At 68.9% G+C, this 25,952-nt stretch carries 26 protein-coding genes; 16 read left to right on the forward strand and 10 right to left on the reverse strand.

The genetic code is table 11. The features are described from left to right. Position 1: 1 nt before the first annotated feature. Together ACPYOG_RS03865 and ACPYOG_RS03870 are read right to left on the reverse strand one after the other, a co-directional pair. On the reverse strand, positions 2–439 hold the full coding sequence (locus tag ACPYOG_RS03865; RefSeq protein ID WP_481292942.1) for an MGMT family protein: 438 nt from the start codon (positions 437–439) through the stop codon (positions 2–4). Continuing rightward, positions 423–875 (reverse strand): GNAT family N-acetyltransferase, encoded by a 453-nt coding sequence (locus ACPYOG_RS03870; protein ID WP_090036031.1) that lies wholly within the window; start codon positions 873–875, stop codon positions 423–425. The genes ACPYOG_RS03865 and ACPYOG_RS03870 overlap by 17 nt, the downstream gene beginning before the upstream one ends. A 145-nt stretch (positions 876–1,020) precedes the next feature. Between ACPYOG_RS03870 and ACPYOG_RS03875 the strand changes: the two genes are divergently transcribed. Then, the gene (locus tag ACPYOG_RS03875) at positions 1,021–2,235 is read left to right on the forward strand and encodes an NADP-dependent isocitrate dehydrogenase (protein ID WP_481292943.1); all 1,215 of its coding nucleotides are present in this window, start codon (positions 1,021–1,023) and stop codon (positions 2,233–2,235) included. 77 nt (positions 2,236–2,312) lie between these two features. Here the strand turns inward: ACPYOG_RS03875 and ACPYOG_RS03880 are convergent, their stop codons facing one another. After that, entirely contained in the window at positions 2,313–2,795 is a 483-nt protein-coding gene (locus tag ACPYOG_RS03880) for a DUF805 domain-containing protein (RefSeq protein ID WP_481292944.1), read from the reverse strand. A gap of 241 nt (positions 2,796–3,036) precedes the next feature. Further along, a complete protein-coding gene (locus tag ACPYOG_RS03885; protein ID WP_481292945.1) occupies positions 3,037–3,852 on the reverse strand; it encodes a DeoR/GlpR family DNA-binding transcription regulator in 816 nt (271 codons plus the stop codon). 189 nt (positions 3,853–4,041) lie between these two features. Between ACPYOG_RS03885 and ACPYOG_RS03890 the strand changes: the two genes are divergently transcribed. The 11 genes from ACPYOG_RS03890 (at position 4,042) to ACPYOG_RS03940 (ending at position 16,717) form a co-directional block, all read left to right on the forward strand. Further along, positions 4,042–5,337 (forward strand): ABC transporter substrate-binding protein, encoded by a 1,296-nt coding sequence (locus ACPYOG_RS03890; RefSeq protein ID WP_481292946.1) that lies wholly within the window; start codon positions 4,042–4,044, stop codon positions 5,335–5,337. A gap of 124 nt (positions 5,338–5,461) precedes the next feature. Then, positions 5,462–6,421 carry a carbohydrate ABC transporter permease gene (locus ACPYOG_RS03895; protein WP_481292947.1) on the forward strand — a complete coding sequence of 320 codons (960 nt, stop codon included), beginning with the start codon at positions 5,462–5,464 and terminating at the stop codon, positions 6,419–6,421. After that, positions 6,421–7,275 carry a carbohydrate ABC transporter permease gene (locus tag ACPYOG_RS03900; RefSeq protein WP_481292948.1) on the forward strand — a complete coding sequence of 285 codons (855 nt, stop codon included), beginning with the start codon at positions 6,421–6,423 and terminating at the stop codon, positions 7,273–7,275. The genes ACPYOG_RS03895 and ACPYOG_RS03900 overlap by 1 nt, the downstream gene beginning before the upstream one ends. Positions 7,276–7,321: 46 nt before the next feature. Further along, positions 7,322–8,239 (forward strand): ketose-bisphosphate aldolase, encoded by a 918-nt coding sequence (locus tag ACPYOG_RS03905; RefSeq protein WP_481292949.1) that lies wholly within the window; start codon positions 7,322–7,324, stop codon positions 8,237–8,239. Then, entirely contained in the window at positions 8,239–9,432 is a 1,194-nt protein-coding gene (locus ACPYOG_RS03910) for an ADP-dependent glucokinase/phosphofructokinase (protein ID WP_481292950.1), read from the forward strand. The genes ACPYOG_RS03905 and ACPYOG_RS03910 overlap by 1 nt, the downstream gene beginning before the upstream one ends. Before the next feature lie 230 nt (positions 9,433–9,662). Continuing rightward, complete coding sequence (locus ACPYOG_RS03915; protein WP_481292951.1) at positions 9,663–10,844, forward strand: ROK family transcriptional regulator; 1,182 nt, start codon at positions 9,663–9,665, stop codon at positions 10,842–10,844. A gap of 78 nt (positions 10,845–10,922) precedes the next feature. Next, positions 10,923–12,272 (forward strand): extracellular solute-binding protein, encoded by a 1,350-nt coding sequence (locus ACPYOG_RS03920; RefSeq protein ID WP_481292952.1) that lies wholly within the window; start codon positions 10,923–10,925, stop codon positions 12,270–12,272. A gap of 94 nt (positions 12,273–12,366) precedes the next feature. Further along, positions 12,367–13,335 (forward strand): carbohydrate ABC transporter permease, encoded by a 969-nt coding sequence (locus tag ACPYOG_RS03925; protein WP_481292953.1) that lies wholly within the window; start codon positions 12,367–12,369, stop codon positions 13,333–13,335. Continuing rightward, a complete protein-coding gene (locus ACPYOG_RS03930) occupies positions 13,332–14,231 on the forward strand; it encodes a carbohydrate ABC transporter permease (RefSeq protein WP_481292954.1) in 900 nt (299 codons plus the stop codon). The genes ACPYOG_RS03925 and ACPYOG_RS03930 overlap by 4 nt, the downstream gene beginning before the upstream one ends. Next, on the forward strand, positions 14,228–15,787 hold the full coding sequence (locus tag ACPYOG_RS03935; protein ID WP_481292955.1) for a glycoside hydrolase family 3 protein: 1,560 nt from the start codon (positions 14,228–14,230) through the stop codon (positions 15,785–15,787). Before ACPYOG_RS03930 ends, ACPYOG_RS03935 begins: the two co-directional genes overlap by 4 nt. Before the next feature lie 129 nt (positions 15,788–15,916). Further along, positions 15,917–16,717, forward strand: coding sequence for a glucosamine-6-phosphate deaminase (locus ACPYOG_RS03940; RefSeq protein ID WP_481292956.1), 801 nt, complete (start codon positions 15,917–15,919; stop codon positions 16,715–16,717). A gap of 18 nt (positions 16,718–16,735) precedes the next feature. On the opposite strand, the gene nagA (ACPYOG_RS03945) is transcribed toward ACPYOG_RS03940, so the two are convergent. The 3 genes from nagA (ACPYOG_RS03945) to purU are packed head-to-tail and all read right to left on the reverse strand — an operon-like array spanning position 16,736 to position 19,157. Then, a complete protein-coding gene (nagA, locus tag ACPYOG_RS03945) occupies positions 16,736–17,911 on the reverse strand; it encodes an N-acetylglucosamine-6-phosphate deacetylase (RefSeq protein ID WP_481292957.1) in 1,176 nt (391 codons plus the stop codon). Further along, positions 17,908–18,270: a YrdB family protein gene (locus ACPYOG_RS03950; protein ID WP_481292958.1), complete on the reverse strand. Its 363-nt coding sequence runs from the start codon at positions 18,268–18,270 to the stop codon at positions 17,908–17,910. Before ACPYOG_RS03950 ends, nagA (ACPYOG_RS03945) begins: the two co-directional genes overlap by 4 nt. A 23-nt stretch (positions 18,271–18,293) precedes the next feature. Next, entirely contained in the window at positions 18,294–19,157 is an 864-nt protein-coding gene (gene purU, locus ACPYOG_RS03955) for a formyltetrahydrofolate deformylase (protein ID WP_481292959.1), read from the reverse strand. Positions 19,158–19,239: 82 nt separating this feature from the next. On the opposite strand from purU, the gene ACPYOG_RS03960 reads away from it, so the two are divergent. From ACPYOG_RS03960 to ACPYOG_RS03975, 4 genes are all read left to right on the forward strand, one after another. Then, on the forward strand, positions 19,240–19,443 hold the full coding sequence (locus ACPYOG_RS03960) for a hypothetical protein (RefSeq protein WP_244528327.1): 204 nt from the start codon (positions 19,240–19,242) through the stop codon (positions 19,441–19,443). 113 nt (positions 19,444–19,556) lie between these two features. Continuing rightward, positions 19,557–21,023 carry a purine-cytosine permease family protein gene (locus tag ACPYOG_RS03965; RefSeq protein WP_481292960.1) on the forward strand — a complete coding sequence of 489 codons (1,467 nt, stop codon included), beginning with the start codon at positions 19,557–19,559 and terminating at the stop codon, positions 21,021–21,023. Then, a complete protein-coding gene (locus ACPYOG_RS03970) occupies positions 21,020–21,568 on the forward strand; it encodes a cysteine hydrolase family protein (RefSeq protein ID WP_481292961.1) in 549 nt (182 codons plus the stop codon). Before ACPYOG_RS03965 ends, ACPYOG_RS03970 begins: the two co-directional genes overlap by 4 nt. A gap of 150 nt (positions 21,569–21,718) precedes the next feature. After that, positions 21,719–22,951, forward strand: a complete 1,233-nt coding sequence (locus ACPYOG_RS03975) for an MFS transporter (RefSeq protein ID WP_481292962.1) — start codon at positions 21,719–21,721, stop codon at positions 22,949–22,951. Between the two features lie 170 nt (positions 22,952–23,121). On the opposite strand, the gene nagA (ACPYOG_RS03980) is transcribed toward ACPYOG_RS03975, so the two are convergent. The 3 genes from nagA (ACPYOG_RS03980) to ACPYOG_RS03990 are packed head-to-tail and all read right to left on the reverse strand — an operon-like array spanning position 23,122 to position 25,912. Beyond that, on the reverse strand, positions 23,122–24,273 hold the full coding sequence (nagA, locus tag ACPYOG_RS03980) for an N-acetylglucosamine-6-phosphate deacetylase (protein WP_481292963.1): 1,152 nt from the start codon (positions 24,271–24,273) through the stop codon (positions 23,122–23,124). After that, entirely contained in the window at positions 24,270–25,055 is a 786-nt protein-coding gene (locus ACPYOG_RS03985) for a DeoR/GlpR family DNA-binding transcription regulator (protein ID WP_481292964.1), read from the reverse strand. The genes nagA (ACPYOG_RS03980) and ACPYOG_RS03985 overlap by 4 nt, the downstream gene beginning before the upstream one ends. Next, positions 25,052–25,912: a class II fructose-bisphosphate aldolase gene (locus tag ACPYOG_RS03990; RefSeq protein ID WP_481292965.1), complete on the reverse strand. Its 861-nt coding sequence runs from the start codon at positions 25,910–25,912 to the stop codon at positions 25,052–25,054. The genes ACPYOG_RS03985 and ACPYOG_RS03990 overlap by 4 nt, the downstream gene beginning before the upstream one ends. Between the last annotated feature and the right edge of the window lie 40 nt (positions 25,913–25,952).

Raw genomic sequence — 25,952 nt, forward strand, 5'->3', positions numbered from 1 at the left:
ATCATCGGTCGGAGGGATGATTCCGGCCGTTCTCCCCGGACGGCTCCGGTTCCGGATCCGGTTCCGCCTCCTCGAACAGTACCGGGCCGCTGAGCCGTGCCGCGCGCATGTCGATCCGGTAGGCGGCGCGGGCGCCACCGAGGAGGGGCGTGCCTTCGGCCCGGTAGTGCTCCAGCGCGAGGTGCTCGTGCTTCACGGGTGGATGCCCGCCGGCTCGCACGACGCGCCACCAGGGGACTTCGCTGCCGTAGAACGCCATCACCTGCCCGACCATGCGCGCGGCGCGCGATCCGAGCGTCGCCGCCACGTCCCCGTAGGTCATCACCCGGCCGGGAGGGATGGCGTCGACGACCTCGAGGACCCGATCGACGAAGGAATCCGGACGGTCGGACGAGTCCGGACGGTCGGACGAGTCCGGATGGTCAGAGATCGAGGGCACCGATCGTCTCGCCGTACTGCGTCTCGCCCACCGGCTTGAAGCCGCTGCGCAGGAAGAACTGCTCCGGACCCAGCTCTCCGGACTCCCAGATCACATGGAGCCGCTGGTGGCCGCGGGCCCGCGCCTCGTCGGCGAGCGCGCGGACGGCGAACGTGCCGATTCCGCGGCCCTGGTCGTCGGCGTCGACGTTGATGCGCCAGAGGATCGCCTTGAACTCCTCGTGCTCCGCATTGGGGTCGAAGTTGCCCATGATGAAGCCGACCACCTCGTCGCCGTCGAGCACGACGCGCTGCCACGACGTGTTCGGATCGGCGACCGCGGCCGCGGCCGAGTAGGACACAGGAGCGATGAACTGCTCCTGGCCCGGCTTCAGTGTCAGCGCGTTCGCCGCCACGACGGTCCGCGCACTCAACTCTTCCAGTCTCAACTCAGCCATGACGAAAGGGTAACGTGCGGGAGCGACCGCGGCATAGTCGCGCGCAGCCGACGATTCCCCGAGAGAAACTGTCTCGATGTCAAGATAGTTGTCGCACTCGGGTAAGCTGACGGAGGCTTGAAACGGCAGACACCCCAGGAGAAGCATGGACAAGATCAAGGTTGACGGAACGGTCGTCGAACTCGACGGCGACGAGATGACGCGCATCATCTGGAAGGCGATCAAAGACTCCCTCATCCACCCGTACCTCGATGTGAACCTCGAGTACTACGACCTCGGAATCCAGAAGCGCGACGAGACCGACGACCAGATCACGATCGACGCGGCCCACGCCATCCAGAAGCACGGCGTCGGCGTGAAGTGCGCGACGATCACGCCCGACGAGGCGCGCGTCGAGGAGTTCGGCCTCAAGAAGATGTGGAAGAGCCCGAACGGCACGATCCGCAACATCCTCGGAGGCGTCGTCTTCCGCGAGCCGATCATCATCTCCAACATCCCGCGGCTGGTCCCGGGCTGGAACAAGCCGATCATCATCGGCCGTCACGCCTTCGGCGACCAGTACCGCGCCACCGACTTTGTCTTCGACGGCCCGGGCACGCTGACCATCAGCTTCCAGCCGAACGGCGGCGGCGAGGCGCAGAGCTTCGAGGTCTACCAGGCTCCGGGCGCCGGCGTGGCGATGGCCATGTACAACCAGGACGAGTCGATCCGCGACTTCGCCCGCGCGTCGTTCAACTACGGCCTCGACCGCCAGTACCCGGTGTACCTGTCGACGAAGAACACCATCCTGAAGGCGTACGACGGCCGCTTCAAGGACCTCTTCCAGGAGGTCTTCGACACCGAGTACAAGCAGAAGTTCGACGCTGCCGGCCTCACGTACGAGCACCGCCTGATCGACGACATGGTCGCCTCGAGCCTCAAGTGGGAGGGCGGGTACGTCTGGGCCTGCAAGAACTACGACGGCGATGTCCAGTCCGACACGGTCGCACAGGGCTTCGGCTCGCTCGGCCTGATGACCTCGGTGCTGACCACCCCGGACGGCTCGGTCGTCGAGGCGGAGGCGGCGCACGGCACGGTGACCCGTCACTACCGCCAGTACCAGCAGGGCAAGCCGACCTCCACCAACCCGATCGCCTCGATCTTCGCCTGGACGCGCGGCCTCGCGCACCGCGGCAAGCTCGACGGCAACCAGGACCTGATCGACTTCACACACACCCTCGAGGACGTCGTGGTGAAGACGGTCGAGCAGGGCAAGATGACGAAGGACCTCGCGCTCCTGGTCGGCCCCGAGCAGAAGTTCCTCACCACCGAGGAGTTCCTCGAGGCGATCAGCGACAACCTGAAGGCTCGCGTGGCCTGACGCACTCGCGAGACGCACGAAAGAGGCCCCGGGGACGATGTCCGCGGGGCCTCTTCGTCGCTGGTGCGATCGATCCGCTAGGCGCGCGGACGGTCGAAGCGGGCGCCCTCCGGCTTCGGCGGGAGCAGCGTGAGGACGAGCACGATGATGCCGCCCACGAACGGGATGAAGCCGAGGAAGAAGAACGGCCCGGCGAGGTTGGCGTCGTGCAGGCGACGCCAGGTCAGGGCGAGCTGCGGGACGATCGTGGCGAGGGACCAGACGATGAGCAGCAGGATGGGGAGCCAGTAGAGCGGGCCGGGGGTCATGGTTCCGTCCTCGTTCACGGTCGTGCCCGCGGTGCCGATGGTGAAGAGCAGGACCTCGAGCACGATGATGACGATGAAGTACGCGAGGAACCACCACCAGTACTCGCTGCGGCTGGCGCGGCCGGTGAAGTCCGCATACTTCTTGAAGTAGCGCTGGATGGACTGGCCGAAGGAAGCGCCGTAGAGCGGCGCCCAGAGCGGGGTCTCGCCTGCGGAGGCAGGCGGAGCGGTCGGGTACTGGGGTGTCGTCACGATGGGTCCTTTCCAAGACACGTGTTTGGGTGAGGCGCGCTCAGTCAATCGCATGAGAGTGAACTGCAGGTATAGCGTGACGCGGCGTGTCCTCCATCCGTTCGGCCAGCGGCCCAGCGGGCACGCGCGACATTCGTGACGAATGTGCACCCACACGCGGCTCAGCGCGACATTCGTCACGAATGTGCCCCGATACGCGGCTCAGCGCGACATTCGTGACGAATGTCGCGCGGGGTGCGGCCTAGCGAGCGGAGGACGTCGAGTCGGCGACCAGGACCTCCACGCCGGCGTGCGCCAGCGCTTCGGCCAGTTCTGCGGGAGGCTCGGCGTCCGTGACGAGGTAGTCGGCGCGGTCGAGTCCGGCGATCTGGGCGAAGAGCGGCTCCGTGAACTTGGACGAGTCGGCGAGCACGGCCACCCGGGTCGCCCGCTCCATCATCTCGCCCATCATGACCGCCTCTGCCAGGTTGCTCGTGGTGTAGCCGCCCTCGGCGGAGACGGCGCCGACGGAGATGAGTGCCAGGTCGCAGCGCAGCTGGAGGTCCCGCCCGCCCTGCAGCTGCAGGCTCACAGGTCCCACGGTCGCCTGTCCGATCAGCCGGACGGTGCCGCCGAAGAAGTACAGCTCCCGCACGATCTTGGGCGAGATCTCGGTGGCGATGCGGAGGTTGTTCGTGGCGATGGTCAGGTCGCGGCGGTCGCCGAGGTGGCGCACGGCGGCAAGAGTCGTGGTGCCGGCGTTGATCATCAGCACGGAGTTGCTGCTGACGAGCGTCGCGGCGAGGGCGCCGATCCGGTCCTTCTCCTCTGTGTGCAGCTGGAGGCGCACATCCAGCTTCTTCTCCACGCCCGCGACGGCGTCCACGCTGACCGCGCCGCCGTGCGTGCGTACGACGAGGCCCTCCTGGTGGAGTTGCTGGAGATCGCGGCGCACGGTGTCGGGCGACACGTCGAAGCGCTCGGCCAGCTCGGAGACCGTGACCTGTTCCGCCTGCGAGACGAACGCCACCAGCTCGGCCTTCCGGCCCGCAGGCAGTCGTCCCGACGCTGATGACATTCGCTTGACCACAGAACATTCGTAACAGGGTTTGCGCGTTTGTGCCAGCTTTAAGCCGAAATCTGCGTGTCAAGAGTCAAAACCCTTGCATTCCCCGCAGAGCCATGCGTAAAATCGCATCAGTCCGCACAAATCGGTAATTTCAAGCAAATTCAAGCAAAAGCTCGAATGCCCTCGGATAGGAGAACGATGAGCAACGATGCTCGGGGCCGGTCACGCCGGCTCGCTCGCACCACGACGGCCGTCGCGGTCGCGACCGCCGCGCTGATCGCCATGGCCGGCTGCGCAGGCACGTCGGGCGGCGACGCGAACGGCAAGGTCCAGTTGACCTTCTCGCAGTGGTGGGCGCCGGAGATGCCCACCGGCGCCCTTCAGGGATTGATCGACGACTTCGAGAAGCAGAACCCGAAGATCTCGGTGAAGCTGATCAGCGCGCCGTTCCAGTCCCTCCAGACCCAGACGATCTCCCAGGCCGCATCCGGGACGCTGCCCGATGTCGTCGGCCTCGACGGCGCCTGGGTGAACCCGCTGTACAAGCAGGGAGCGATCCTCAACCTCAGCGACGCCATGAAGAAGGCGTCCTATGACCCGAAGGACCTCGCCAGCCAGGTGGGCTACAGCGGATCCACGTACATGATCCCCGTGGTCAACTTCGTGTACCCGCTGTTCACCAACGACGCGATCCTGCAGAAGGCCGGCATCGCGAAGCCGCCGTCGACCTGGTCGGAGTTCGCCGACGACGCCAAGAAGATCAGTGCGTCGGGAGCCGCGAAGGGATGGGTGGTCCCGCTGGGCACCACCAACCCGAACGGCGTGCAGAACGACATCCTCTCCTGGGCGTGGGCGTCCGGCGGCAGCATGCTGAAGGACGGCAAGCCGGACCTGACCGGCAACTCCGACGTCTCCGGGGCGGTCGACCTGGTCAAGAGCCTGATCAGCGCCAACGCGGTGCTGCCCGGCGCGAACGCCCTCCAGGAGACCGACAAGGTCGAGAACTTCATCAACGGACGCGTCGGCATGATGGTCGACTCCCTCGCCCACATCACCACGATCACCAAGGGCAACGCCGGTCTGAAGTTCAGTGTGTCGGCTCAGCCCGCGAAGGACGGCTACTCCGGCGAGCGCGGCATCCTCACCGCCTCCTGGGGCATCGGGATCTCGGCGAAGTCGAAGCACCCGGCGGAGGCGTGGAAGCTCGTCCAGTACCTGATGGGGGAGAAGGCCAACGCGAAGCTGTCGACCCTCGCCAACGGGTTCCCCGGCAACAAGACGGCGACACCCGACCTGTCGGGAGCGGACCCGCACTTCCAGCAGGCCTTCGAGATCTACAAGCAGAGCAAGCCGGTCAACGAGTTCACCGGCCTCCCCTCCGCCAACCAGCTGATGACGGACTTCCTGACGGAGTTCCAGAAGTCGGCCGATGGGCAGGAGTCCACGAGTCAGATGCTCTCGAACGTGCAGAGCGCCTGGAAGCAGCAGTTCTAGCTTCCCGCTGACCCACTGCCAGCGGCCAGGTCCGCTGCCAGCGATCAGACCGAACGCCAGCGATCAGACCCGCCGCCGGTCGCGCATCCCCGACAGGATGCGCGGCCGGCGGGAGGGAGAGGACATGACCACGAATCTGCTGACCCCGGCCCCGCCCCGCGATGAAGCGGTCCCGGCGCCGCCCGCCCCGAAGCGTAGGCACCACCGCCCCCTCGGCGCGCGTGTGGAGCCCTACCTCCTGATCAGCCCGACGGTGCTGCTGATCGTCGGCCTGATGGTCGTCCCGATCGTGATCGTCATCGGCTATTCGCTGATGGACAACACGATCACGAACCCGTCGCCGAAGTTCGTCGGCCTCGGCAACTACCTCACCGTCCTCAGCTCCCCGGCGTTCTGGGGCGCTGCGGCCAACACCCTGGTCTTCACGGTCGTGAGCGTCGCCGCCCACATGGTGATCGGCGTCCTCTTCGCCCTGATGCTCAACTCGAAGACCATGGCGAAGGTGCCGCGGGCGATCTTCCGAGCGATCTACATCCTCCCGTGGATCTTCACCGCCTCCGTCGTCGCTGTGCTGTGGCGGCTTCTCCTCGACCCGAGCGGCGTCATCAACTACCTGCTGGAGAGTCTGGGCGTCATCCACGAGTCCGTGCCGTGGCTGGGGCTGCCGCAGACGGCGCTGATAGCCGTGACGGCGATCAACATCTGGTCCGGCTACCCGTTCTTCATGATCAGCCTGCTGGCAGGCCTCCAGGGCATCCCCTCCGACCTGTACGAGGCGGCGCGCGTGGACGGCGCCGGCCCGCTCCGGCAGTTCGTCAGCGTCACCCTGCCGGGACTCAAGCCCATCCTCTACAGCATGGCGCTGCTCGACCTGCTCTGGACCACGCAGCAGTTCACCCTGATCTGGGCGACGACCGGCGGCGGCCCGCTCGGCGCGACCGAGATGCTCAGCACGTACACGTACAAGCTGGCGTTCAACAGCTACCAGTTCTCGCTCGCCTCGACGAGTGCGGTGCTGGTGCTCGCCGCCTCCCTCATCGTCGCCATCTTCTACGTCCGCCGCCAGAGGAAGGAGGAGCGCTGATGAGCCTGCTCGCCTCGCGTTCCGCCCGCCGTCGCGTCTCGGCACGCATCGGCCTGTACGCCGCTCTCACCGCCGGCGCGCTGTTCGCCGGATTCCCCGTGCTCTGGATGCTGTCGAGCTCGTTCAAGTCGAACGCCAACATCTTCGCCTACCCGCCGAAGCTGTTCGACGGCTCGTTCTCGTTCGCGCCCTACCTCGCGGTCCTCAGCAATCCGGTCGAGATCGGCTACTTCGTCAACAGCTACATCGTCGCGCTGTCGGTCACGCTGGTGACCCTGGTCGTCGCCGTGCTGACCGGCTACGTCTTCAGCCGCTTCGAGTTCCCGCTGAAGCGCATCCTGAACGTCGTCATCATCGGGGTCCAGGCGGTGCCGCCGATCACCCTGCTGATCCCGTTCTTCGGGATCATGGTCGGCCTCGGCCTCTACAACACCTACCAGGGCCTGATCATCACCTACGTCGTGTTCACCCTGCCCTACGCGGTGATCATGATGACCGCGTACTTCAACAGCCTGCCGCGCGAGCTGGATGAGGCGGCGAAGGTGGATGGGGCGAGCTCCCGGTCGATCCTGTGGCGCATCCTCGTGCCGGTGTCCGTGCCGGGGATGGTCTCCGTCGGCCTCTACACCTTCATGATCTCGTGGAACGAATACCTCTTCGCCCTCACCCTCACGCAGACCGACGACCGCCGGACGGTGCCCGTCGGCATCCAACTGCTGATGGGGCAGAACAACTACCTGTGGAACGAGGTCATGGCGATGAGCATCCTGGGCTCGATCCCGGTGCTCGTCCTCTTCCTCATCTTCCAGCGCTACTTCATCGGCGGCCTCGCGGCCGGCGCCGTGAAGTCCTGACGCCGGCAAGCCCTGAACCGAACCAACAGAATCAAGGAGAACCAACGTGTTGATCGATGGAAAAGACCTGCTCGCCGTGGCCGACGCCCACAACTTCGCGGTTCCCGCGTTCAATGTGAGCGACTACGCGATGAGCAACGGCCTCTTCGAGGTCTGCGAGCGGAAGGGCGCGCCGTGGATCCTCGCGATCCACCCCGACGAGGTCGCGCACATCGGCCAGGATGTGATCGTGGCCCTTCGCGAACGCGCTCACCGCTCGTCGGTGCCGGTCGCCATCCACTGGGATCACGGCGGGGCCTACGACGAGATCCTCACGGCGATCAGGATCGGCTTCACCTCGGTCATGATCGACGGCTCGATGCTCCCGTTCGAGGAGAATGTGGCGCTGACGCGGCGGGTCGTGGAGGCCGCGCACGCGGTCGGGCTGTCGGTCGAGGGCGAGCTCGGCACGATCGGCAAGACGGACGACCAGGCCGAGGCAGGCACGGACGACATCATCTATACCGAGCCCGCGCAGGCGGCCGAGTTCGTGGAGCGCACGGGCGTGGACAGCCTCGCGGTGGCGATCGGGACGCGGCACGGCATCTACCCGTCGACGCTGAAGCCCGAGCTCCGGCTCGACCTCCTCACCGAGATCAAGCGGGTCGTCGGCATCCCGCTGGTGCTGCACGGCGGTTCGAACAACCCGGACTCGGAGATCGCGCAGGCGGTGACTCTCGGCATCAACAAGATCAACATCTCCAGCGACATCAAGGTCGCCTACTTCGACGAGATGCGGGCCGTGCTCGCAGATCGCGACCTGCGCGAGCCGAACCTGATCGAGCCGCCGGCGGTTCTCGCGATGCAGAAGGTCGCGGCGGAGAAGATCGATCTGTTCGGCGCTGCCGGGAAGGCCCACCTGTACGCGGACGGCCTGGTCGACGCGACGCTCGCCGAGCGCGAGCAGGGCGTGCTGGTCGGCTGATGGCGGGGGATGCGGTTCTCGGGCTCGGGGGCACGATCGACTTCGAGCTGCACTGGGATGCCGGCGCGCTCGAGTCGGCGGCCTCCGAGCTCGGGATCGCCTCCCTTCCCGCGTCGCCGCCGCCGGCGATCGACTCGGAGCGCGCGCTGGTCCTCTCCGTGCTCCACCATCTCGCGGCCGGAACCGGTGGCGAGCACTTCGTGGAGTCGACGGAGGTCATCGAGGCCTTCGCCGGACGCTTCGGCTACCGTACGACGCTCGGCGGAACACCCGTCCGCGCGGCGCTGGCGATGAGTGCGCTGGGAATCGGGAGCACCGTCCATCTCGTCTCGATCGACGACGATGTGCGCCGGCTCCTCCCTGCGGACGTCGACTACCTCTGCAGCGCGGACCACGACTCCACCGACCCGCACCTGATCGTGCAGTTCCCGGCGGGGGCACGGATCCGGATGGCGGAGGAGGAGATCGTCGCGCCCGCGGCCAACCGGCTGATCTATCCGTGCGACATCCCGAATGCGGTGCTCGTGCTCAGCGACCGCCTGCCGGAGGCGCTCGCTTCGGCCCGGGTCTTCCTGATCTCCGGCCTCAACTCGATCCAGGAGCGCGACATCCTGGAGGCGCGGCTGTCCGAGCTGCGGTCGGCCGTACGTGCCCTTCCGGCCGGGGCGGTGGTCCTGTACGAGGACGGCGGATACCACGTGCCCGCGTTCGCGACCGAGGTGCACGCTGCTCTCGCGCCGGTGCTGGATGTGTTCAGCCTCAACGAGGACGAGCTGATGACGGCGGTCGGCCGGCCGGTCGACCTGCTCGACGTGGATGCGGTGGATGCGGCCGTGCGGGAGCTCGCCCTCCGACTGGGCGTGCCCGCGATCATCCTGCACACCCGTCTCTACGCGCTGGCCTTCGGCGAGGACGCGGAGCGGCTGCGGGCAGTCGTCGAGGGGGGCGTCGCCGTCTCCGGTGCCCGCTACGCGCTCGGCGACGGCATCACGAGGGCTGAGGTCGAACGGCTCGCCGAGACCGGCCGGCGCAACGCCAGCGGCGTCGCGATGGCTCGCGCGCTCCCGGCGCGCGGTCCCTTCGTGGTGGTCCCCGCGCTCGACCTCAGCGACGTCGCATCGCCCACGACGATCGGGCTGGGCGACTCGTTCGTCGGGGGAGCGATCGCAGCCCTGGTGCGCGTCCCGGTCTGACCTCCGGACGGGGCCTGGTGCCCGCGCTCCCTGTATCCCCGTGCGGACGTCGTCAGGGAGCGCGGACACGGGGCCCCGGCCGTTCCTCGACGGCTGGCTCAACATTCGTGACGAATGTGCGCTTTGGCACGATTCAAGCCGTGATTCGTGACGAATGTGCTCCGACGACCCGGGTCACGCCGCGAAACTGGGTCTTGCGCTTCATTTGTTCGTAAGCTTTACTAACAAACATGACAACGACCGAGGTGCAGGGAAGCGCCGGAGGGCTGGCCCCCGGCCGCGCTCTGCGGCCCCGCGCCAAAGTGCTCCCGGAGCACGCGCGCAGCCACAATCGGTCGCTCGTCCTCCAGACGCTCTACCGGTCGGGTCGGCGCAGCCGGGCCGACCTCGCGCGCGAGACGGGCCTGACCCGCGTGACCGTGTCCGACCTGGTCGCCGAGCTGCTCACCGAAGGGCTCGTGATCGAGCTCGGTCAGCGCGAGTCGGTCCGCCCGGGCAAGCCGGCGGTGCTCCTCGACATCGACCGGACGGCGCACCAGATCGTCGGCGTCGACCTCAGCGACCACGACCGCTTCCGCGGCGTGGTGATGGATCTGGACGGCCGCATCCTCGCCCGCGCCGAGGAGCTGCTCGCCGACGGCTCGGCTGCCGCGGCGACCGGCGAGGCCGCCACCACCAAGGTGGAGGCTCTCGTCGACCGCCTCGTCGCCGCTGCGACCGCTCCCATCCTCGGCATCGGCATCGGGTCACCCGGTGTCGTCGACCTGAGCGGCACCATCCTCACGGCTCCGAACCTGGGCTGGGAGGCCGTCCCGTTGCAGCGGAGGCTGGCCGCTCGCACCGGGCTGCCGGTCCTCGTCGCGAACGACGCCAACGCCGCGGCGCTCGCCGAGCACACCTACGGCGGCGCGGCGGGTGACATGATGCTCATCCGCGTCGGGCACGGCATCGGTGCCGGCCTGCTCGTCGCCGGGGCGCTCGTCTACGGCAGCCATTTCGCCGCAGGAGAGATCGGGCAGGTCATGGTCGGCACCGATCGGGGGCTCGAGACGACGTACGACCGGGATCAGGTGCTCGAGCACTGGCTCAGCGTCCCGCAGCTGCAGCGCGGCATCCGCGAGGCCGAGGCTGCGGGGGCCGACGCGACGCCCCTCCTGCGCGAGGCTGGCCAGCGCCTCGGAATCGCGCTCGCGCCGGTCGTCGGCGCCCTCAACCTGTCGGAGATCGTGCTCAGCGGCCCGACCGGACTCCTCGACGGTCCCCTCGCCGAGGCGACCGTCCACACGCTCCGGAACCGGACGATGGCGCAGAACCACGCCGACCTGTCCCTCCGGATGACCACGCAGGGGCAGGACATCGTCCTCCGCGGCGCGGCCGTACTCGTCCTCTCCGGACGACTCGGGGTCTCATGACACAGCATCACCCGAAGACGACCCCTGCACCGACGGTGTGAGCAAGCGCCACACCGACACTCACGAAAGGACAGTGCAATGAAGAGAAAGCTCGTCGGCCTCGCCGCTGTGGCTACGGCTTCCGCTCTCGTGCTCGCCGGATGCGCCTCGGGCGGATCCACCGGAGCCAGCACCGACGGCAAGGGGAAGACGGTCACGCTGTGGCTGGTCGGCTCCGACACACCGGATGCGCTGCGGAGCTACCTGAAGACCGAGTTCCACAAGGAGACCGGGGCGACCCTGAAGATCGAGCAGCAGGACTGGGGCGACATCGTCACCAAGCTCACCACCGCCCTGCCCGACGCGAACAACACGCCGGACGTGACGGAGATGGGCAACACCCAGTCGCCGACCTTCACCAATGTGGGGGCGTTCCTCGACATCTCGGACATGTACAAGGACCTCGGCGGAAGCGACCTGCTCCCGTCGTTCGTCGAGGCGGGGAAGGTGGACGGCAAGAACTACACGCTGCCTTACTACTTCGGCTCGCGGTACATGTTCTACCGCAAGGACGTCTACCAGGCGGCCGGAGTCAGCGTCCCGACCACACTGGACCAGTTCAACACCGACGTTGCGCAGATCACGGCCAAGAACCCGAAGGGCATCGCCAACTTCTCCGGCTTCTTCCTCGGTGGCCAGGACTGGCGTGACGGCATCTCCTGGATCTTCGCGAACGGCGGCGACATCGCCAAGAAGCAGGGCGGCAAGTGGGTCGCGACCCTCGAGTCCGACGACTCGCTCAAGGGCTTGCAGCAGCTCCAGGACCTGTACAAGAACGCATCCAAGGCACCCAACGACGCCAAGGACTCGAACCAGTACATCTACCTGAACGACACCGACCAGACGCTGGACGCGAGCGGCAACAAGACCGGTGACACCTCCCTCGCAGCCGCCACCATCATGGCTCCGGGATGGGCGCACTGGTCGATCGGCGACCTCGGGAAGGGCGCGGACGGCAAGCCGACCCGCACCTGGAACGACGCCACGTTCGGCACGTTCGTCCTCCCCGGCAACGACGGCAAGCCCGCCCCGGTGTTCGCGGGCGGCTCCAACATCGGCATCTCCGCGAAGACGAAGGAGCCGGGTCTGTCGAAGACCCTGCTGAAGATCATCTTCTCGAAGCAGTACCAGGAGCTGCTCGGCAAGAACGGCCTGGGACCTGCGAACGCGAAGTACACGTCGTCGCTCGGGAACGACCAGTTCGCGAAGGCCCTGATCGAGTCGGCGTCGAACTCCAAGCTGACCCCGGCCGCTCCCGGCTGGGCTTCGGTCGAGGCGGGGAACGTGATGGAGGAGTTCTTCTCCAAGATCCGCGACGCCGCCGACCTGAAGGCGCTGGCGCAGGAGTACGACAAGAAGATCGACGCTCTGCTCAACGTCAAGAGCTGACCGTCACCGAACTGCGGGACGCAACACGCCGTTGCGGTACATGCCGGAACGGCGTGTTGCGTCCCCTCGATCACCACCAGGAAGGAGGGCGACAGTGACCGCCGCCGAGGACACCCGGGTCGCCGTCCCGCGCCCGCCCACGCCCGCGCCGATGCGGACGCCGGACGGACCGCGCCGCCGCCGAACCCCCCTCACGCCGTACACGCTGCTGCTCCCGGCCATCCTCATCCTGCTTCTCGCGCTCGGCTATCCGCTCGTGTGGCAGCTGGTCACCTCGCTGCAGCACTTCGGGCTGGCCCAGCAGTTCGGCAAGCCGGCCGACTTCGTGTGGTTCGAGAACTACATCACCCTCTTCACCGACCCCTACACCTGGGTCGTCGTCGGGCGCTCGATCGCGTTCTGCCTGGTGACGGCCGCCGTCACGGTCGTGATCGGGATCGGGATGGCGCTGCTGATGAACGCGGTCCACAAGGCCATCCGGATCATCCTGCAGATCGCCCTACTGCTCGCCTGGGCGATGCCCGTGGTCGCGGCGATGACCGTCTGGAACTGGCTGTTCGACTGGCGCCGCGGTGTCGTCAACTACCTCCTCACCGCCGGGGGCCTCGACTTCCAGGACCACAACTGGCTGCAGAATCCGCTCTCCTTCTTCTTCGTCGCGATGGTGATCGTCACGTGGATGAGTGTCCCGTTCGTGGCCTTCTCCGTCTACGCCGGGCTGACCCAGGTCTCCTCCGAGGTCGTCGAGGCGGCGCAGATGGACGGCGCCCGGGGATGGCAGCGGCTGCGCTACATCATCCTGCCGATCATCCGGCCGGTGCTCGGGATCGTGCTGCTCCTGCAGATCATCTGGGACCTCCGCGTCTTCGCCCAGATCAAGCTGCTGCAGGACAAGGGGTCCATCGCCAGCGAGACGAACCTGCTCGGCACCTACATCTACCAGCTCGGCGTCGGATCGAGCGATTTCGCGATGGCCAGCGCCGTCAGCGTCTTCGTGCTCCTGCTCACCGTCGCGCTCAGCTGGTTCTACGTGCGCCACCTGCTCAAGGAGGACGAATCGTGACCGTCGCCACATCCACCCGGACGCCCGCTGCGGCCGGCCGCCGCCGGCCGCGGTCGCGCCGCCGCATCCGCACCTCCCGGATCCTGATGGGTGCGCTCGGCATCGCGCTCGCCCTGATCTGGGTGTTCCCGGTCTACTGGATGATGAACTCGGCACTGCTGCCGAACGTGATCCTGCAGAACACCACGCCGACCTGGCTGCCGTTCGGCGGCTCCTGGGACAACGTCATCGCGGTCGTCCAGGGCGGCACGTTCTTCCCGGCGCTCGGGATGAGCGTCGCGGTCGCCCTCATCACGGTCGTGTGCTGTCTCGCGTTCGCCTTCCTCGCCGCGCTCGCGATCAGCAGGTTCCGGTTCCGCGGACGCCGGGCGTTCGTGCTCGCCGTGCTGCTCATCCAGATGCTGCCCGCCGAGGGCCTGTTCATCGCGCAGTACAAGCTGATGGGGACGCTGGGCCTGCTCAACACCGTGGTCGGGGTCAGCATCCTCTACATCGCTGCCGTCGTGCCCTTCACGATCTGGATGCTCCGGGGCTTCGTCGCCGGCATCCCGGTCGACCTGGAGGAGGCCGCGATGGTGGATGGGCTCAGCCGCACGCAGGCGTTCCTCCGCATCACGTTCCCGCTGCTCGCGCCGGGACTCGTCGCCTCCGGGGTATACGCCTTCCTGCAGGCGTGGAACGAGTTCACGGTCGCCCTCGTCATCCTGCCGCAGTCGAGCAGTGCGACGCTCCCGCTGTGGCTGCGCGGCTTCGTGCAGCAGTCGGCGTCGCGGGCGACCGACTGGGGCCAGGTCATGGCCGCATCCACCCTCGTCGCCGTGCCCGTCATCGTGTTCTTCCTGATCGTGCAGGGACGGATGACGAGCGGCCTGGTCAGCGGGGCGGTGAAGGGATGAGCGGCGTATCCGTGGCCCCCGCCGACGTGACCGGGACCGATCTGCGCCGCGCCATCGCCGGGACGCTGCTGCCCGGATTCCTCGGGACGACCCTCCCGGACTGGCTCGCGGAGCGCCTGCGCGGCGGACTCGGCGGGGTGTGCCTGTTCGGGCAGAACATCGTGTCGGCGGGGCAGCTGCGCCGGCTCACGGACGCGATCTACGCCGCCAATCCGGATGCTGTGGTCGCGATCGACGAGGAGGGCGGGGACGTCACCCGGCTCTACTACGGAAGTGGCTCGCCGTACCCGGGCAATGCCATCCTGGGCCGGCTCGGCGACACCGCCTACACGGAGCAGGTCGCCCGGCGGGTGGGGGAGGAGCTGCGCCGGGCCGGCGTGAACCTCGACTTCGCGCCCGACATCGACATCAACTCCAACCCGGACAACCCGGTCATCGGCGTGCGCAGCTTCGGCTCGTCGCCGTCGATCGTCGCCGAGCACGGCGCGGCCTGGACGCGCGGGCTGCAGGCGGCGGGCGTCGCCGTCGCGGCCAAGCACTTCCCGGGACACGGCGACACCGCCACCGACTCGCACCTGGCGCTGCCGGTCGTCGATCTGTCGGCGCAGCAGCTCCGCGAGCGCGAGCTGGTGCCGTTCCGGGCGGTCATCGACGCCGGTGCCCGCGCGGTGATGACCTCGCACATCCTGCTGCCCCAGCTGGACGCTGCGTTGCCCGCAACCCTCAGCTCCGCGATCCTCGACGGGATGCTGCGCGGCGAGCTCGGCTTCGACGGCGTCGTCGTCAGCGACGCGCTCGACATGGAGGGTGCGAGCGGCGGCGGCCGCGGCATCGCGGAGGCGGCGGTCCTGGCGCTCGCCGCCGGCTGCGACCTGCTGTGCCTCGGCACGGAGAACACGGACGACGAACTGGCCGCCATCGAGGAGGCCGTCGTCGCGGCCGTCTCCTCCGGCCGCCTCGCCCCCTCCCGTCTCGCCAAGGCCTCCGCCCGCGTCCTCTCCCTCGCCCGCACCGTGCCCCTCACCATCGAGTCCGCACAGACTGACGGCTCGCACGGCGTGTCGCGTGCAATCTCTGCGGACTCGACGGTGGGGCTTGAGGCGAAACTGGTGAGGAGCGCGTTCGAGGTGAGTGCGCGGGCGGAGGCGTGGCTGGCGGACTATCGCGGCGGGCGGTACTCCGTGGTCCGGATCGAGACGGTCGCCAACCTCGCGGTGGGGACGGCGCCGTGGGGGCCGTTCTCGGCGGTCGATGCCGAGCCGGATGCTGCCTGGGCGAAAGCCTTCGAGGCGAATCCGGCCGTCGTGTTCACCGAGAACGACCATCCCGACCTCGTGCTCGCCGCCCAGTCGCCGGTGCTCGTCATCGGCAAGGACAACCACCGGCACGCGTTCGCCCGGGCGGCGATCGACCGGCTGCGCGCCGAGCGCGAGCGGGTCCTGGTCGTCGACATGGGCTGGCCCGGCGACGATCGCGCGTACGCCGACATCGCCACGTTCGGTGCATCCCGCCTCGTCGGACGGGCGCTCCTCGAACTCCTCGGCCCTGTGTCGTGAGGCTCGCGATCGATCGGGCGGCTGCCGCAGCCGACGCTAGGCTGGCACGGGACATCGTCGCCGTGGTGCGCGTCCCGGTGCTCGCAACGGGTACCGGCACGTCCGCGCGACCCGGGCAGGAGGGAACTGATGGCTGAGATCGTCGTCGTCCGCGACCAGCAGGCCGCGGGGGAGCTCGCAGCCCGCAGCATCCTGGACCTGATCGCCACCAAGCCGGACGCTGTGCTGGGCCTCGCCACCGGATCCACGCCCCTGGCGGTCTACCGGGCGCTCGAAGAGGGCATCCGGGACGAGCGCTCGCGCGGACAGCACGTGGATGTGTCCCACGTCCGCGGCTACGCGCTCGACGAGTACGTCGGCCTGCCGCCCGGCCACCCGCAGTCGTATCGCGCGGTCATCACCCGCGAAGTGGTGGAGCCGCTCGGGCTGACGCCGTCGCTGATCCACGTTCCGAACGGGTCGCTCGACGGCATCGAGCACGCCGGCGCCGACTACGAGCGGGCCATCGCCGAGTCGGGAGGGGTGGATGTGCAGCTGCTCGGCATCGGGACGGACGGACACATCGGCTTCAACGAGCCCGGCTCCTCGTTCGCGTCGATCACGCGCGTGAAGACGTTGACCGAGCAGACGCGCCGGGACAACGCGCGCTTCTTCGCCTCGGAGGACGACGTGCCGATGCACTGCATCACGCAGGGGCTGTCGACCATCCTCAAGGCACGGCACCTGATGCTCCTGGCCTTCGGGGAGCGGAAGGCCGAGGCGCTGGCCGGAGCGGTCGAGGGGCCGGTGTCGGCGTCGAATCCGGGATCGGCCATCCAGCTGCATCCCCACGTCACGGTTCTCGTCGACGAGGCTGCCGCATCCCGGCTGAAGTACCTCGACTACTACCGCTACGCCTACGCGAACAAGCCGGCCTGGCAGAGGTTGTAGCGCTCGGCCGCTGGGGAGTCAGAGGATCGCGGCGTCGGCGACGACGGTGCGCACGTTCCACTCGTGGTCGAGCAGCACGGCGTCCGCGACGTAGCCCGCCGCCAGCCGGCCGAGCCGGTGCTCCTCCCCGAGCACGCGCGCCGGCGTGCGGGTCAGCGCGGCGACCGCATGCACGGGGTCGATGCCGGCGAGGGTGACCGCGTGGCGGAGCGCCGCATCCTGAGTGAGGGTCGACCCCGCGATCGTGTCGGTGCCCGAGAGCACGGCCAGGCCGTCGTGGACCGTGACGTTGAGTCCGCCCAGCTGGTAGTCCCCGTCGGAGGCGCCGGCGGCGGCCATGGCGTCGGTGATCAGCGCGACGCGACCGGGCGCCTCCCGGAAGAGCAGGCCGGCGACGACGGGATCCACGTGGAGGCCGTCCAGGATCAGCTCGAGCGTGACCTCCGGGTTCTGGATCGCCGCCATGACGGGACCGGGAGCGCGGTGATGGATGCCGGGCATCGCGTTGAAGGCGTGCGTCAGCAGCCGGGCGCCCACCTCGAACGCGCGGGCTGCCTGGGCGTAGTCGGCGGTGGTGTGGCCCACTCCTACGACCACGCCCGCCTCGATCAGCACGCCGATGGACTCCAGCGCGTTCGGCAGCTCGGGCGCCAGCGTGGCGGTGCGGAGCGTCCCGCGGGCGGCGCCGATCAGCTCCTCGACGGCCTCCGGCTCGGGATCGCGGAGGAAGCGCGCGTCGTGGGCGCCGCGTCGCTCGGGCGCGAGGAACGGGCCCTCCAGGTGGGAGCCGAGCACGAGCGGATCGGTCGCCGCGAGCTGCGCGACGACGCCGAGGCTCTCGCGGAGGGACGCCAGCGGGTTGGCGACATGGGAGATCAGCGAGCGGGTCGTGCCGTGCGCGCGATGGGTGGCGAGCGCGGCGCGCATCTCGTCGATGCCGTCGTCGTACGGATGGCCGCCGCCGCCATGGCAGTGGAGGTCGATGAAGCCCGGGGTCAGCCAGTGGCCCTGGGCGTCGACGATCCGGGCATCGTCCAGCTGAGGGTCGTCGATCGCCGCGCCGCCGATGGCCGTGCGCCACCCCGAGCCCGTGCCGGTCGCGCTGATGTGCGCGCCGTCGGCGACGAGCCAGAAGTCGTCGACCAGGCCGTCCGCATCCACTTTGCGGGCTCCGTGGACGACGAGCCGGGTCATGAGAACTCGCGTCGCCCGTTGATGACGCCGCTGATCGTCGCGATCACGGCGAACACGAGTGCGACGATCGGCTGGCCGAGGTTCCACCAGCCGAAGGCTGCGGACCCCATCACCACGATCTCGACGATCGCCTTCACGAACGGGTCGACGTGCAGCACGGCGCGCGGCGAGCGGAACAGCGCCCAGAGCAGGATCGCGATCGCCGGCGCCCCGATTCCGACCACGATGTTCCAGGGCAGCGGCCAGCCGGTGAACCCCCAGATGGCGAGCGACACGATCGCGAACACTTCGAGGAGGAAGCGGAGGACGTCGTTCGCGCCCACCTTGAGCGGGGCGTGCTGTTCGGGCGCGGAGGTCACGCGCGACAGTCTAGTGGCGCGACTCACCGGAAGATGATGGTCCGCGCGCCGTCGAGCAGCACGCGATCCTCCGCGAACCACTTGACGGCCTGCGTGAGCGTGCGGCTCTCCTCGTCCTGGCCGATGGCGACCAGCTGCTGCACGGTGTTCGTGTGGTCGACCCGGACCACGTTCTGCTCGATGATCGGGCCTTCGTCCAGGTCGCTGGTGACGAAATGCGCCGTCGCGCCGATCAGCTTCACTCCGCGCGCGTGGGCCTGCCGGTACGGGTTGGCGCCCTTGAAGCCGGGGAGGAAGGAGTGGTGGATGTTGATCGCGCGGCCCGCCAGCCGCGCGCACAGCTCGGGCGACAGGATCTGCATGTAGCGGGCGAGGACCACGAGCTCGATGTCGTGCTCCTCGACCGCCTCCAGGATGCGCGCCTCGAAGGCGGCCTTCGATGCCGCATCGGCGACATGCTGCGACTCGAAGGGGACGCCGTAGAACCCGGCCAGGTCGCTGAGCGTGTCGTGATTGGAGAGCACCACCGGGATGTCGACCGGCAGCTGCCCGGCGCGCTGCCGGAACAGCAGGTCGTTCAGGCAGTGCGCCGCCTTCGACACCAGCACGAGCGTCCGCAGGGGCCGGCCGACGTTGTCGACGTGGTGCGTCATCCCGAACTCCTCGACGACGGGAGCCAGGGCGTGCTCGAACTCGTCGCGGCGCGCCTCCGACTCCACCTGCAGGCGCATGAAGAACCGCCCGGTGTCGGTGCTCGCGAACTGCTGACTCTCCGTGATGTTGCCCCGGGCCGCGACGATCGCGCCGCTGACCGCGTGCACGATCCCCGGACGGTCGGCGCAGCTGAAAGTGAGCACCCAGTGATTGGAGGGGGAGGAGTCGGTCACCTCTTCAGGGTAGCGGCCGGATGTTAGGGTTGGTTGATATCCAACATATGTTTGCATTAGGAGGCAGTGCATGATCAAGCAGGTGGCCGTCACCGTCGACCTCGACGAGGACATTTACGCGACGATCGAGCGAATCGCTCACGATGAGAGTCGCACCGTGGGCGAGGAGTTGAGATACATCGCCGGCCGGGTGGCTGTCGGTGAACCCGTCGACCCGCGTCCGAACGTCAAGAAGCTCGGGTTCGTCGAGTTCATCCGCAACCGTGTCGAGGCGTTCGACGAATGATCCTGGTCGACACCAATGTGCTGGGGAATCGTGTGGACGACCGTCGAGGCTCGAGCCGAAGACCGTAGCGTTCGGCAGTTGACGGACACCGCGGGGTGCAGCACGATCAGTGCATGACCAGCACTGGTGAGGACGCGCCGGATACCCGCACGGGGCCCGCATCCGCTTTCAATGTGGAGCTGAACGGGCTCAACACCATCCATGAGGACGAGCGGAGGGGCCGGCCGCGCGACCTGTTCTGGCCCTGGTTCGGCGCGAACGTGTCCGTGTTCGGACTGAGCTACGGCTCGTTCCTGCTCGGGTTCGGGATCTCGTTCTGGCAGGCGACGATCATCGGCCTGGTCGGGATCGTCGCCTCCTTCCTGCTGTGCGGCGTGATCGCGCTCGCGGGCAAGCGGGGATCGGCCCCGACCATGGTGCTCAGCCGTGCGGCGTTCGGAGTGGAGGGCAATCGCGTCCCGTCGTTCCTCTCGTGGCTGCTCACCGTGGGCTGGGAGACGGTGCTCGTGTCGCTGGCCGCGCTGGCCACCGCCACCGTGTTCACCCAGCTCGGCTGGGAGGGGGGCACCATCACGAAGCTGGTCGCCCTCATCGTGGTCGTCGCCCTGGTCATCGTGGGCGGGGTCATCGGCTTCCACCTCATCATGCGGATGCAGATGGTCATCACGATCGTGACCGGAGTGCTCACGGTCCTGTACATCCTGCTCGTGCTGAACCACATCGACCTCGGCGCGATCGGGGCGCTCAAAGCCGGGGACGCGCCGCACGTGATCGGCGGCTTCGTCTTCATGCTCACCGGCTTCGGCCTCGGCTGGGTCAACGCGGCCGCCGACTACTCCCGCTACCTGCCCCGTTCCGCGCGGAGCGGCGGAGTGGTGGGATGGACGACGTTCGGCTCCTCGCTCGCCCCCGTGATCCTGCTGATCTTCGGCATCCTGCTCGCCGGTTCGTCGGGGAAGCTGAGCACGGCCATCGCTGCGGACCCGATCGGCGCGCTCGCGTCCCTCCTTCCGACCTGGTTCCTCGTGCCCTTCGTGATCGTCGCCGTGCTGGGGCTGGTGGGCGGCGCGGTGCTCGACATCTACTCCTCGGGCCTGGCGCTGCTGAGCGTCGGCGTGCGGGTCCCGCGGTACGTCGCAGCGGGGATCGACGGGGTCATCATGACGGCCGGCTCCATCTACGTCGTCTTCTTCGCGACCGACTTCCTCGGGCCGTTCCAGGGCTTCCTGATCACCCTCGGCGTGCCGATCGCGGCCTGGTGCGGGATCTTCATCGCCGACATCCAGCTGCGCCGCCGCGACTATGCGGAGGCCGAGCTGTACGACCGGCGTGGTCGCTACGGAGCGGTCAACTGGCTGCCGATCGCGCTCATCGTGATCGGGACGGCCGTCGGCTGGGGCCTGGTCACCAACAGCTCGGCGAGCTGGCTCGGCTGGCAGGGGTACCTCCTCGGGCCGATCGGAGGCACGAAGGGCGATTGGGCATACGCGAACCTGGGTGTTCTCGCCGCGCTCGTCATCGGCTACCTGGGCGTCCTGCTGTTCGCGCGCGGCACCGTCCGGCGGCAGGAGGAGCGATGACGGGACCGGTCCTCGTCGTCGTCGACATGCAGCAGGTCTTCGGTGACCCGGCCAGCCCGTGGTTCACGCCGCGGTTCCCGGAGGCGGAGGCGGCGATCGCCGGGATGGTGCCGGCGTTCGGCGATCGCGTGGTCTTCACCCGGTTCGTCGCACCCGAGCGGCCGGAAGGAGCCTGGGTGCCGTACTACGAGCAGTGGCCGTTCGCGCTGGTTCCCGCCGACGACCCGATCTACGACCTCGTCCTCGCCTTCCGCGACACCGGCCACCCGGTGGTGAGCGAGCCGACCTTCGGCAAGTGGGGGCCGGACCTGCGCGCGGCCCTCGGCGGATCTCTGGATGTGGTGCTCGCCGGAGTCTCGACCGACTGCTGCGTGCTGAGCACCGCCCTGGGCGCGGCGGATGCCGGGGTGCGCATCCGGGTCGCAGCCGATGCCTGCGCCGGTCTCTCGGACGCCGACCACCAGCGGGCCCTGGATGCGATGGCCCTCTACGCGCCGCTCATCGAGATCACCGACAGCACGGAAATCCTCAGGGAGCTCGGGTAGAATCATCCACGGTCGGCGGTTCCCGCGCGGCCCTGGGCGCGCACATCGGCGCGTAGACGACCCGGCAGTTCATTCCTGCGGCCCGACTCTCCGGGCCCGGCCCCCATGCGGCGGAATGGCCGGGGAACGCCGTCCGTTGGACAGACCCGTATGACTGCGACTTCGACGTCATCCCTTCACGCCGTTCCGAAGTTCCCCTGGGCGGGACTCATCGCCCTCGCCTCGGCCGTTTTCGTGTCGGTCACGAGCGAGATGATCCCGACCGGCCTGCTGCCCGACATGAGCGCATCCCTCGGGGTCATCGAGGCGCAGATCGGCTTGCTGGTCACCGTGTTCGCCTTCACCGTGGTGGTGACGAGCACGCCGCTCACCGCGCTGACCCGCCGATGGCCGCGCCACGGGATGATCGTCGGCATCCTGATCGTGCTCGGAGTGTCGAACCTGCTCACCGCGATCGCTCCGGACTATGCGTTCGTGGTCGGCTCGCGGGTGCTCGGCGGCGTCGCGCACGGGATGTTCTGGTCGATCGTCGGCGCCTACGCCGGGCATCTCGTCCCGAAGGAGCAGATCGGGCGCGCCGTGTCGATCACTCTGGGCGGGGGAACGCTCGCGTTCGTGTTCGGGGTGCCGCTCGGGACCTTCGCCGGTCACCTGTTCGGCTGGCGCCTGTCCTTCGGGCTGCTCGCCGCTCTCATGGCTGTCGGTGCCCTCGTCGTCGCGAAGCTGCTGCCCACCGTGGAGCGGGATGCGGACGCGCGCGGCGATCGCCGCCACGACCGCGCGGCGGCGAGACCGCGCGACCGCACCATCCCGGCCGTCGTGATGGTCTGCCTGATCGCGGCGGTGACCATGGTCGGGCACTACGCCTTCTACACGTTCGTGGTGCCGTTCCTGACGGGCCCGATGCACATCCCGGCCGGCGCTGTCGGCGCCCTGCTGTTCGTGTACGGCATCGCGGGTGCGGTCGGCCTCGTCCTGGCGGGATCCGTGCTCGGTCCCCGTCCTCAGCTCGGGCTCGTGCTCGCGCTGCTCGTCACCGGTGCGGCGGTCGCCGCCCTTGCGGTGGTGGCCGGCCAGCCCATCCCGGCGCTGATCGCGTTCGTGCTCTGGGGGCTCGCCTTCGGCGCCCTGCCGCCGTTGCTGCAGACGCGGATGCTGCACACCTCGTCCGCCGCCTTCCGCGACACCGCGAGTGCGCTGTACACGACCTCCTTCAACATCGGGATCGGCGGGGGAGCGCTGCTCGGATCGCTCGTCTTCGCTGCCGGCGGCCTGATGCTGCTCCCGTGGTGCTATGTTGCCCTGCTGGTGGTCTCGCTGGCTCTCGTCGTGCTCGTCGGCCGCATGACCCGGCAGCGCCCCGCCGCCTCCGCTGATTCGTGACGCCTCCGCAGATTCGTGACGAATGTGCACTTGGCGGCGCTGCAGGGCCACATTCGTCACGAATGTGCGTTTCCGGTGCGTTCTCGCGTGAGGCGAGATTCGTGACGAATGTGCACGTGGCGGCGGCGTAGGGCAACATTCGTGACGAATGTGGCGCAGGAGGCGCAGCGTCAGAGGACGGGGGCGCCCGCGCTCCAGACCTGGCGCACGGCGAAGTCCGCGTCGAGGAGGACGGCGTCCGCCGCGTAGCCCGGCAGCAGTCGCCCGAGGTCGCCGCCGCGACCGACGGCGGCAGCCGGCGTGGAGGTCACGGCACGCACCGCCTCCGCCACCGGGATGCCGACCTCGAGAACGGCGCGGCGCAGGGCGTCGTCGAGGGTGAGCGTCGAGCCCGCGATCGATCCGCCGGCCGCCACCCGTGCCACTCCCTCGCGCACCTCCACGTCGAGCCCGCCCAGACGGTAGTCGCCGTCGGCGGATCCTGCGGCGGCCATGGCGTCCGTGATCAGAGCCACGCGTCCGGGGGCGGCGGCGAACGCCATCTGCACGACCTCGGGATGCACGTGCACGCCGTCGTTCACGATCTCCAGCGTCACACCCGGAGTGCGCGTCGCAGCCGCGACCGGGCCGGGCGCGCGGTGATGCAGCCCCGGCATGGCGTTGAAGGCGTGAGTGAGGATGCTCGCTCCCGCGTCGAACGCCGCCAGCGCCTGGTCGTAGTCCGCAGCCGTATGGCCGACCGCCACGGCCACGCCGGCCGCGGAGAGAGCGCGTATCGCATCCATCCCGCCCGGCAGCTCCGGAGCGAGCGTGACCTGCCGCAGCGTGCCGCCGGCGGCCTCCAGAAGGAGGTCGACATCGGCCGCGGTCGGTGGACGCAGCAGCGCCGGATCGTGCGCCCCCTTGTGCCCGGCATCCAGGAACGGCCCCTCCAGATGCGAGCCGAGGATGCGCGGGTCCGCTGCCGCGAGTGCGGCCACCTCCCGTACGCGCTGCGCCAGGGAGTCGACGGTCGCGGTGACCAGGGAGACCACCGAGCGTGTCGTGCCGTGCCGGCGGTGGAGCGCCAGCCCGCGGGCGATCGCCTCGGCGCCGTCGTCGAAGGCCGCACCCCCTCCACCGTGCACGTGGATGTCCACGAACCCGGGCGTGAGCCAGTCGCCCGCAGCGTCCGTCGCGCTCAGCTCGCCCGCCTCCGCGACCCACGTCCGTCCCGTGCCTCTCGCGACGATCCGCTCGCCCTCGAACCTGACCCACCCGTCCTCCACCACGGTCCCGCCGTCGACCAGCCGCGCCGAGTGGATGACGTGGGCACCGCTCACGCGACGATCACCTCGTAGCCGTGGTCCAGGAAGGCCGCCCGCTGCTCGGCGGTGATGCCGTCGTCCGTGATGAGCGTGGTCAGCACCCTCGGCCCGCCCAGGGTGGCGAACGCGGTCCGGCCGATCTTGGACGAGTCCGCGACGACGACGGCTCGGGTGGCCCGGCGCGCCATCAGCGAGTTGACGCTCGCCTCGCCCTCGTCGTGCACGGTCGCTCCGACGATCGGATCGATGCCGTTGACGCCGATGAAGGCGATGTCCATCGTGATCTTCTCCAGCACCACGTCGCTGTACGGCCCGACGAGTTCGTAGGAGCGCGCGTGGACGACGCCGCCCGTCACCACGGTCTTGATCTGCGGGCGCATCACGAGCTGCGCCGCGATGTTGATCGCGTTCGTGACGACGGTGAGGCTGGGATGGGGTGAGGGCTCCATCAGGTCGGGCCGCGACCCGAGCACGGTGGCGACGGCCGTGCTGGTCGTCCCTCCGCAGAGGCCCACCACGGCACCGCGCGTCACCAGAGCGCTCGCCGCCTGCGCGATCCGGAGCTTCTCGGGCGCGTGCTGCTCCCGCTTGTACCGGATCGGCAGGTCGTAGGCGACGGACTGGCCGATCGCGCCCCCGCGGGTGCGGGTGAGGAGCTGCTGCGAGGCGAGGGCGTCCAGGTCGCGCCGCGCCGTGGCCGCGGAGACGTCGAGCTTGGCCACGAGGTCGTCGACGTCGATCTGGCCGGCCTCGGCCAGGAGATCGAGGACGGCGTTCAACCGTTCCGCTCTGTTCATCGCTGGGGTGTCTCCATTCCGCCTGCCGTGTCGAGCAGGGTCATCAGGCGCGCCGCCTCCCGGGTCACCGCGGCCCGTCCCTCCCGCACGTAGAGCCGCGGGTCGACGACCTCGGGATGCGCGGCGAGGTACTCGCGCACGGCAGAGGTGAAGAACCGGTTGAGGTGGGTGGAGATGTTGACCTTGGTGATCCCTGCGTGGATCGCCGCCCTGATCGTCTCATCCGTGACGCCGCTCGACCCGTGCAGCACGAGCGGAACCGGTACGGCGTGTCGCAGGCGCGCGATCAGGTCGAGGTCGAGGGAGGCGGTCCGCTCGGTCATCGCGTGGGAGCTGCCGACCGCGACGGCGAGGGCGTCGACGCCCGTCTCCGCGACGAAGCGGCGTGCCGCATCCGGGTCCGTCCGCACGCCCGGGGCGTGGGCGCCGTCCTTCCCGCCGATCTCGCCGAGCTCGGCCTCGACCATCACCTCGTTGGCGTGCGCGTGCTCCACCACGCGGATGGTCGCGGCGATGTTGTGCTCGTCGTCGAGTTTCGACCCGTCGAACATGACCGATCCGAAACCGATCTCGACCGCTCGGCGGGCCAGGTGCTCGTCCTCGGCGTGGTCGAGGTGCACGGCGACATGAGCGGGGGATTCGTGGGCGAGGGCGAGGGTGGCAGCGCCGATCGGGTCGAGCGACCCGTGATAGGCGACGCAGTTCTGCGAGATCTGCAGCACCACCGGGAGGCCGGTCTGCTCGGCGGCGGCGACGAGCGCCTCGGCGGTCTCCAGCTGGATGACATTGAACGCGGCAAGGCCCGTGCGGTGGCCGGCGGCCGCGTGCAGCAGGTCGGCTGTGGGGACGAGAGGCATGGCGGCGGCTCCGGCGCGTTTTCGGGGTGGATGGGCGGAC

Source organism: Leifsonia sp. HAY1-4F (assembly GCF_056755275.1).

What these genes read in the sequence shown, in the direction of transcription:
- ACPYOG_RS03935 (WP_481292955.1), top strand. Translation starts at nt 14,228, where the DNA reads ATGAGCGGCGTATCCGTGGCCCCCGCCGACGTGACCGGGACCGATCTG.
- ACPYOG_RS03895 (WP_481292947.1), top strand. Translation starts at nt 5,462, where the DNA reads ATGACCACGAATCTGCTGACCCCGGCCCCGCCCCGCGATGAAGCGGTC.
- ACPYOG_RS03885 (WP_481292945.1), bottom strand. Translation starts at nt 3,852, where the DNA reads ATGTCATCAGCGTCGGGACGACTGCCTGCGGGCCGGAAGGCCGAGCTG.
- ACPYOG_RS03875 (WP_481292943.1), top strand. Translation starts at nt 1,021, where the DNA reads ATGGACAAGATCAAGGTTGACGGAACGGTCGTCGAACTCGACGGCGAC.
- nagA (WP_481292957.1), bottom strand. Translation starts at nt 17,911, where the DNA reads ATGACCCGGCTCGTCGTCCACGGAGCCCGCAAAGTGGATGCGGACGGC.
- ACPYOG_RS03985 (WP_481292964.1), bottom strand. Translation starts at nt 25,055, where the DNA reads ATGAACAGAGCGGAACGGTTGAACGCCGTCCTCGATCTCCTGGCCGAG.
- ACPYOG_RS03990 (WP_481292965.1), bottom strand. Translation starts at nt 25,912, where the DNA reads ATGCCTCTCGTCCCCACAGCCGACCTGCTGCACGCGGCCGCCGGCCAC.
- ACPYOG_RS03910 (WP_481292950.1), top strand. Translation starts at nt 8,239, where the DNA reads ATGGCGGGGGATGCGGTTCTCGGGCTCGGGGGCACGATCGACTTCGAG.
- ACPYOG_RS03940 (WP_481292956.1), top strand. Translation starts at nt 15,917, where the DNA reads ATGGCTGAGATCGTCGTCGTCCGCGACCAGCAGGCCGCGGGGGAGCTC.
- ACPYOG_RS03915 (WP_481292951.1), top strand. Translation starts at nt 9,663, where the DNA reads ATGACAACGACCGAGGTGCAGGGAAGCGCCGGAGGGCTGGCCCCCGGC.
- ACPYOG_RS03975 (WP_481292962.1), top strand. Translation starts at nt 21,719, where the DNA reads ATGACTGCGACTTCGACGTCATCCCTTCACGCCGTTCCGAAGTTCCCC.
- ACPYOG_RS03970 (WP_481292961.1), top strand. Translation starts at nt 21,020, where the DNA reads ATGACGGGACCGGTCCTCGTCGTCGTCGACATGCAGCAGGTCTTCGGT.
- ACPYOG_RS03890 (WP_481292946.1), top strand. Translation starts at nt 4,042, where the DNA reads ATGAGCAACGATGCTCGGGGCCGGTCACGCCGGCTCGCTCGCACCACG.
- ACPYOG_RS03965 (WP_481292960.1), top strand. Translation starts at nt 19,557, where the DNA reads ATGACCAGCACTGGTGAGGACGCGCCGGATACCCGCACGGGGCCCGCA.
- ACPYOG_RS03920 (WP_481292952.1), top strand. Translation starts at nt 10,923, where the DNA reads ATGAAGAGAAAGCTCGTCGGCCTCGCCGCTGTGGCTACGGCTTCCGCT.
- ACPYOG_RS03870 (WP_090036031.1), bottom strand. Translation starts at nt 875, where the DNA reads ATGGCTGAGTTGAGACTGGAAGAGTTGAGTGCGCGGACCGTCGTGGCG.
- ACPYOG_RS03900 (WP_481292948.1), top strand. Translation starts at nt 6,421, where the DNA reads ATGAGCCTGCTCGCCTCGCGTTCCGCCCGCCGTCGCGTCTCGGCACGC.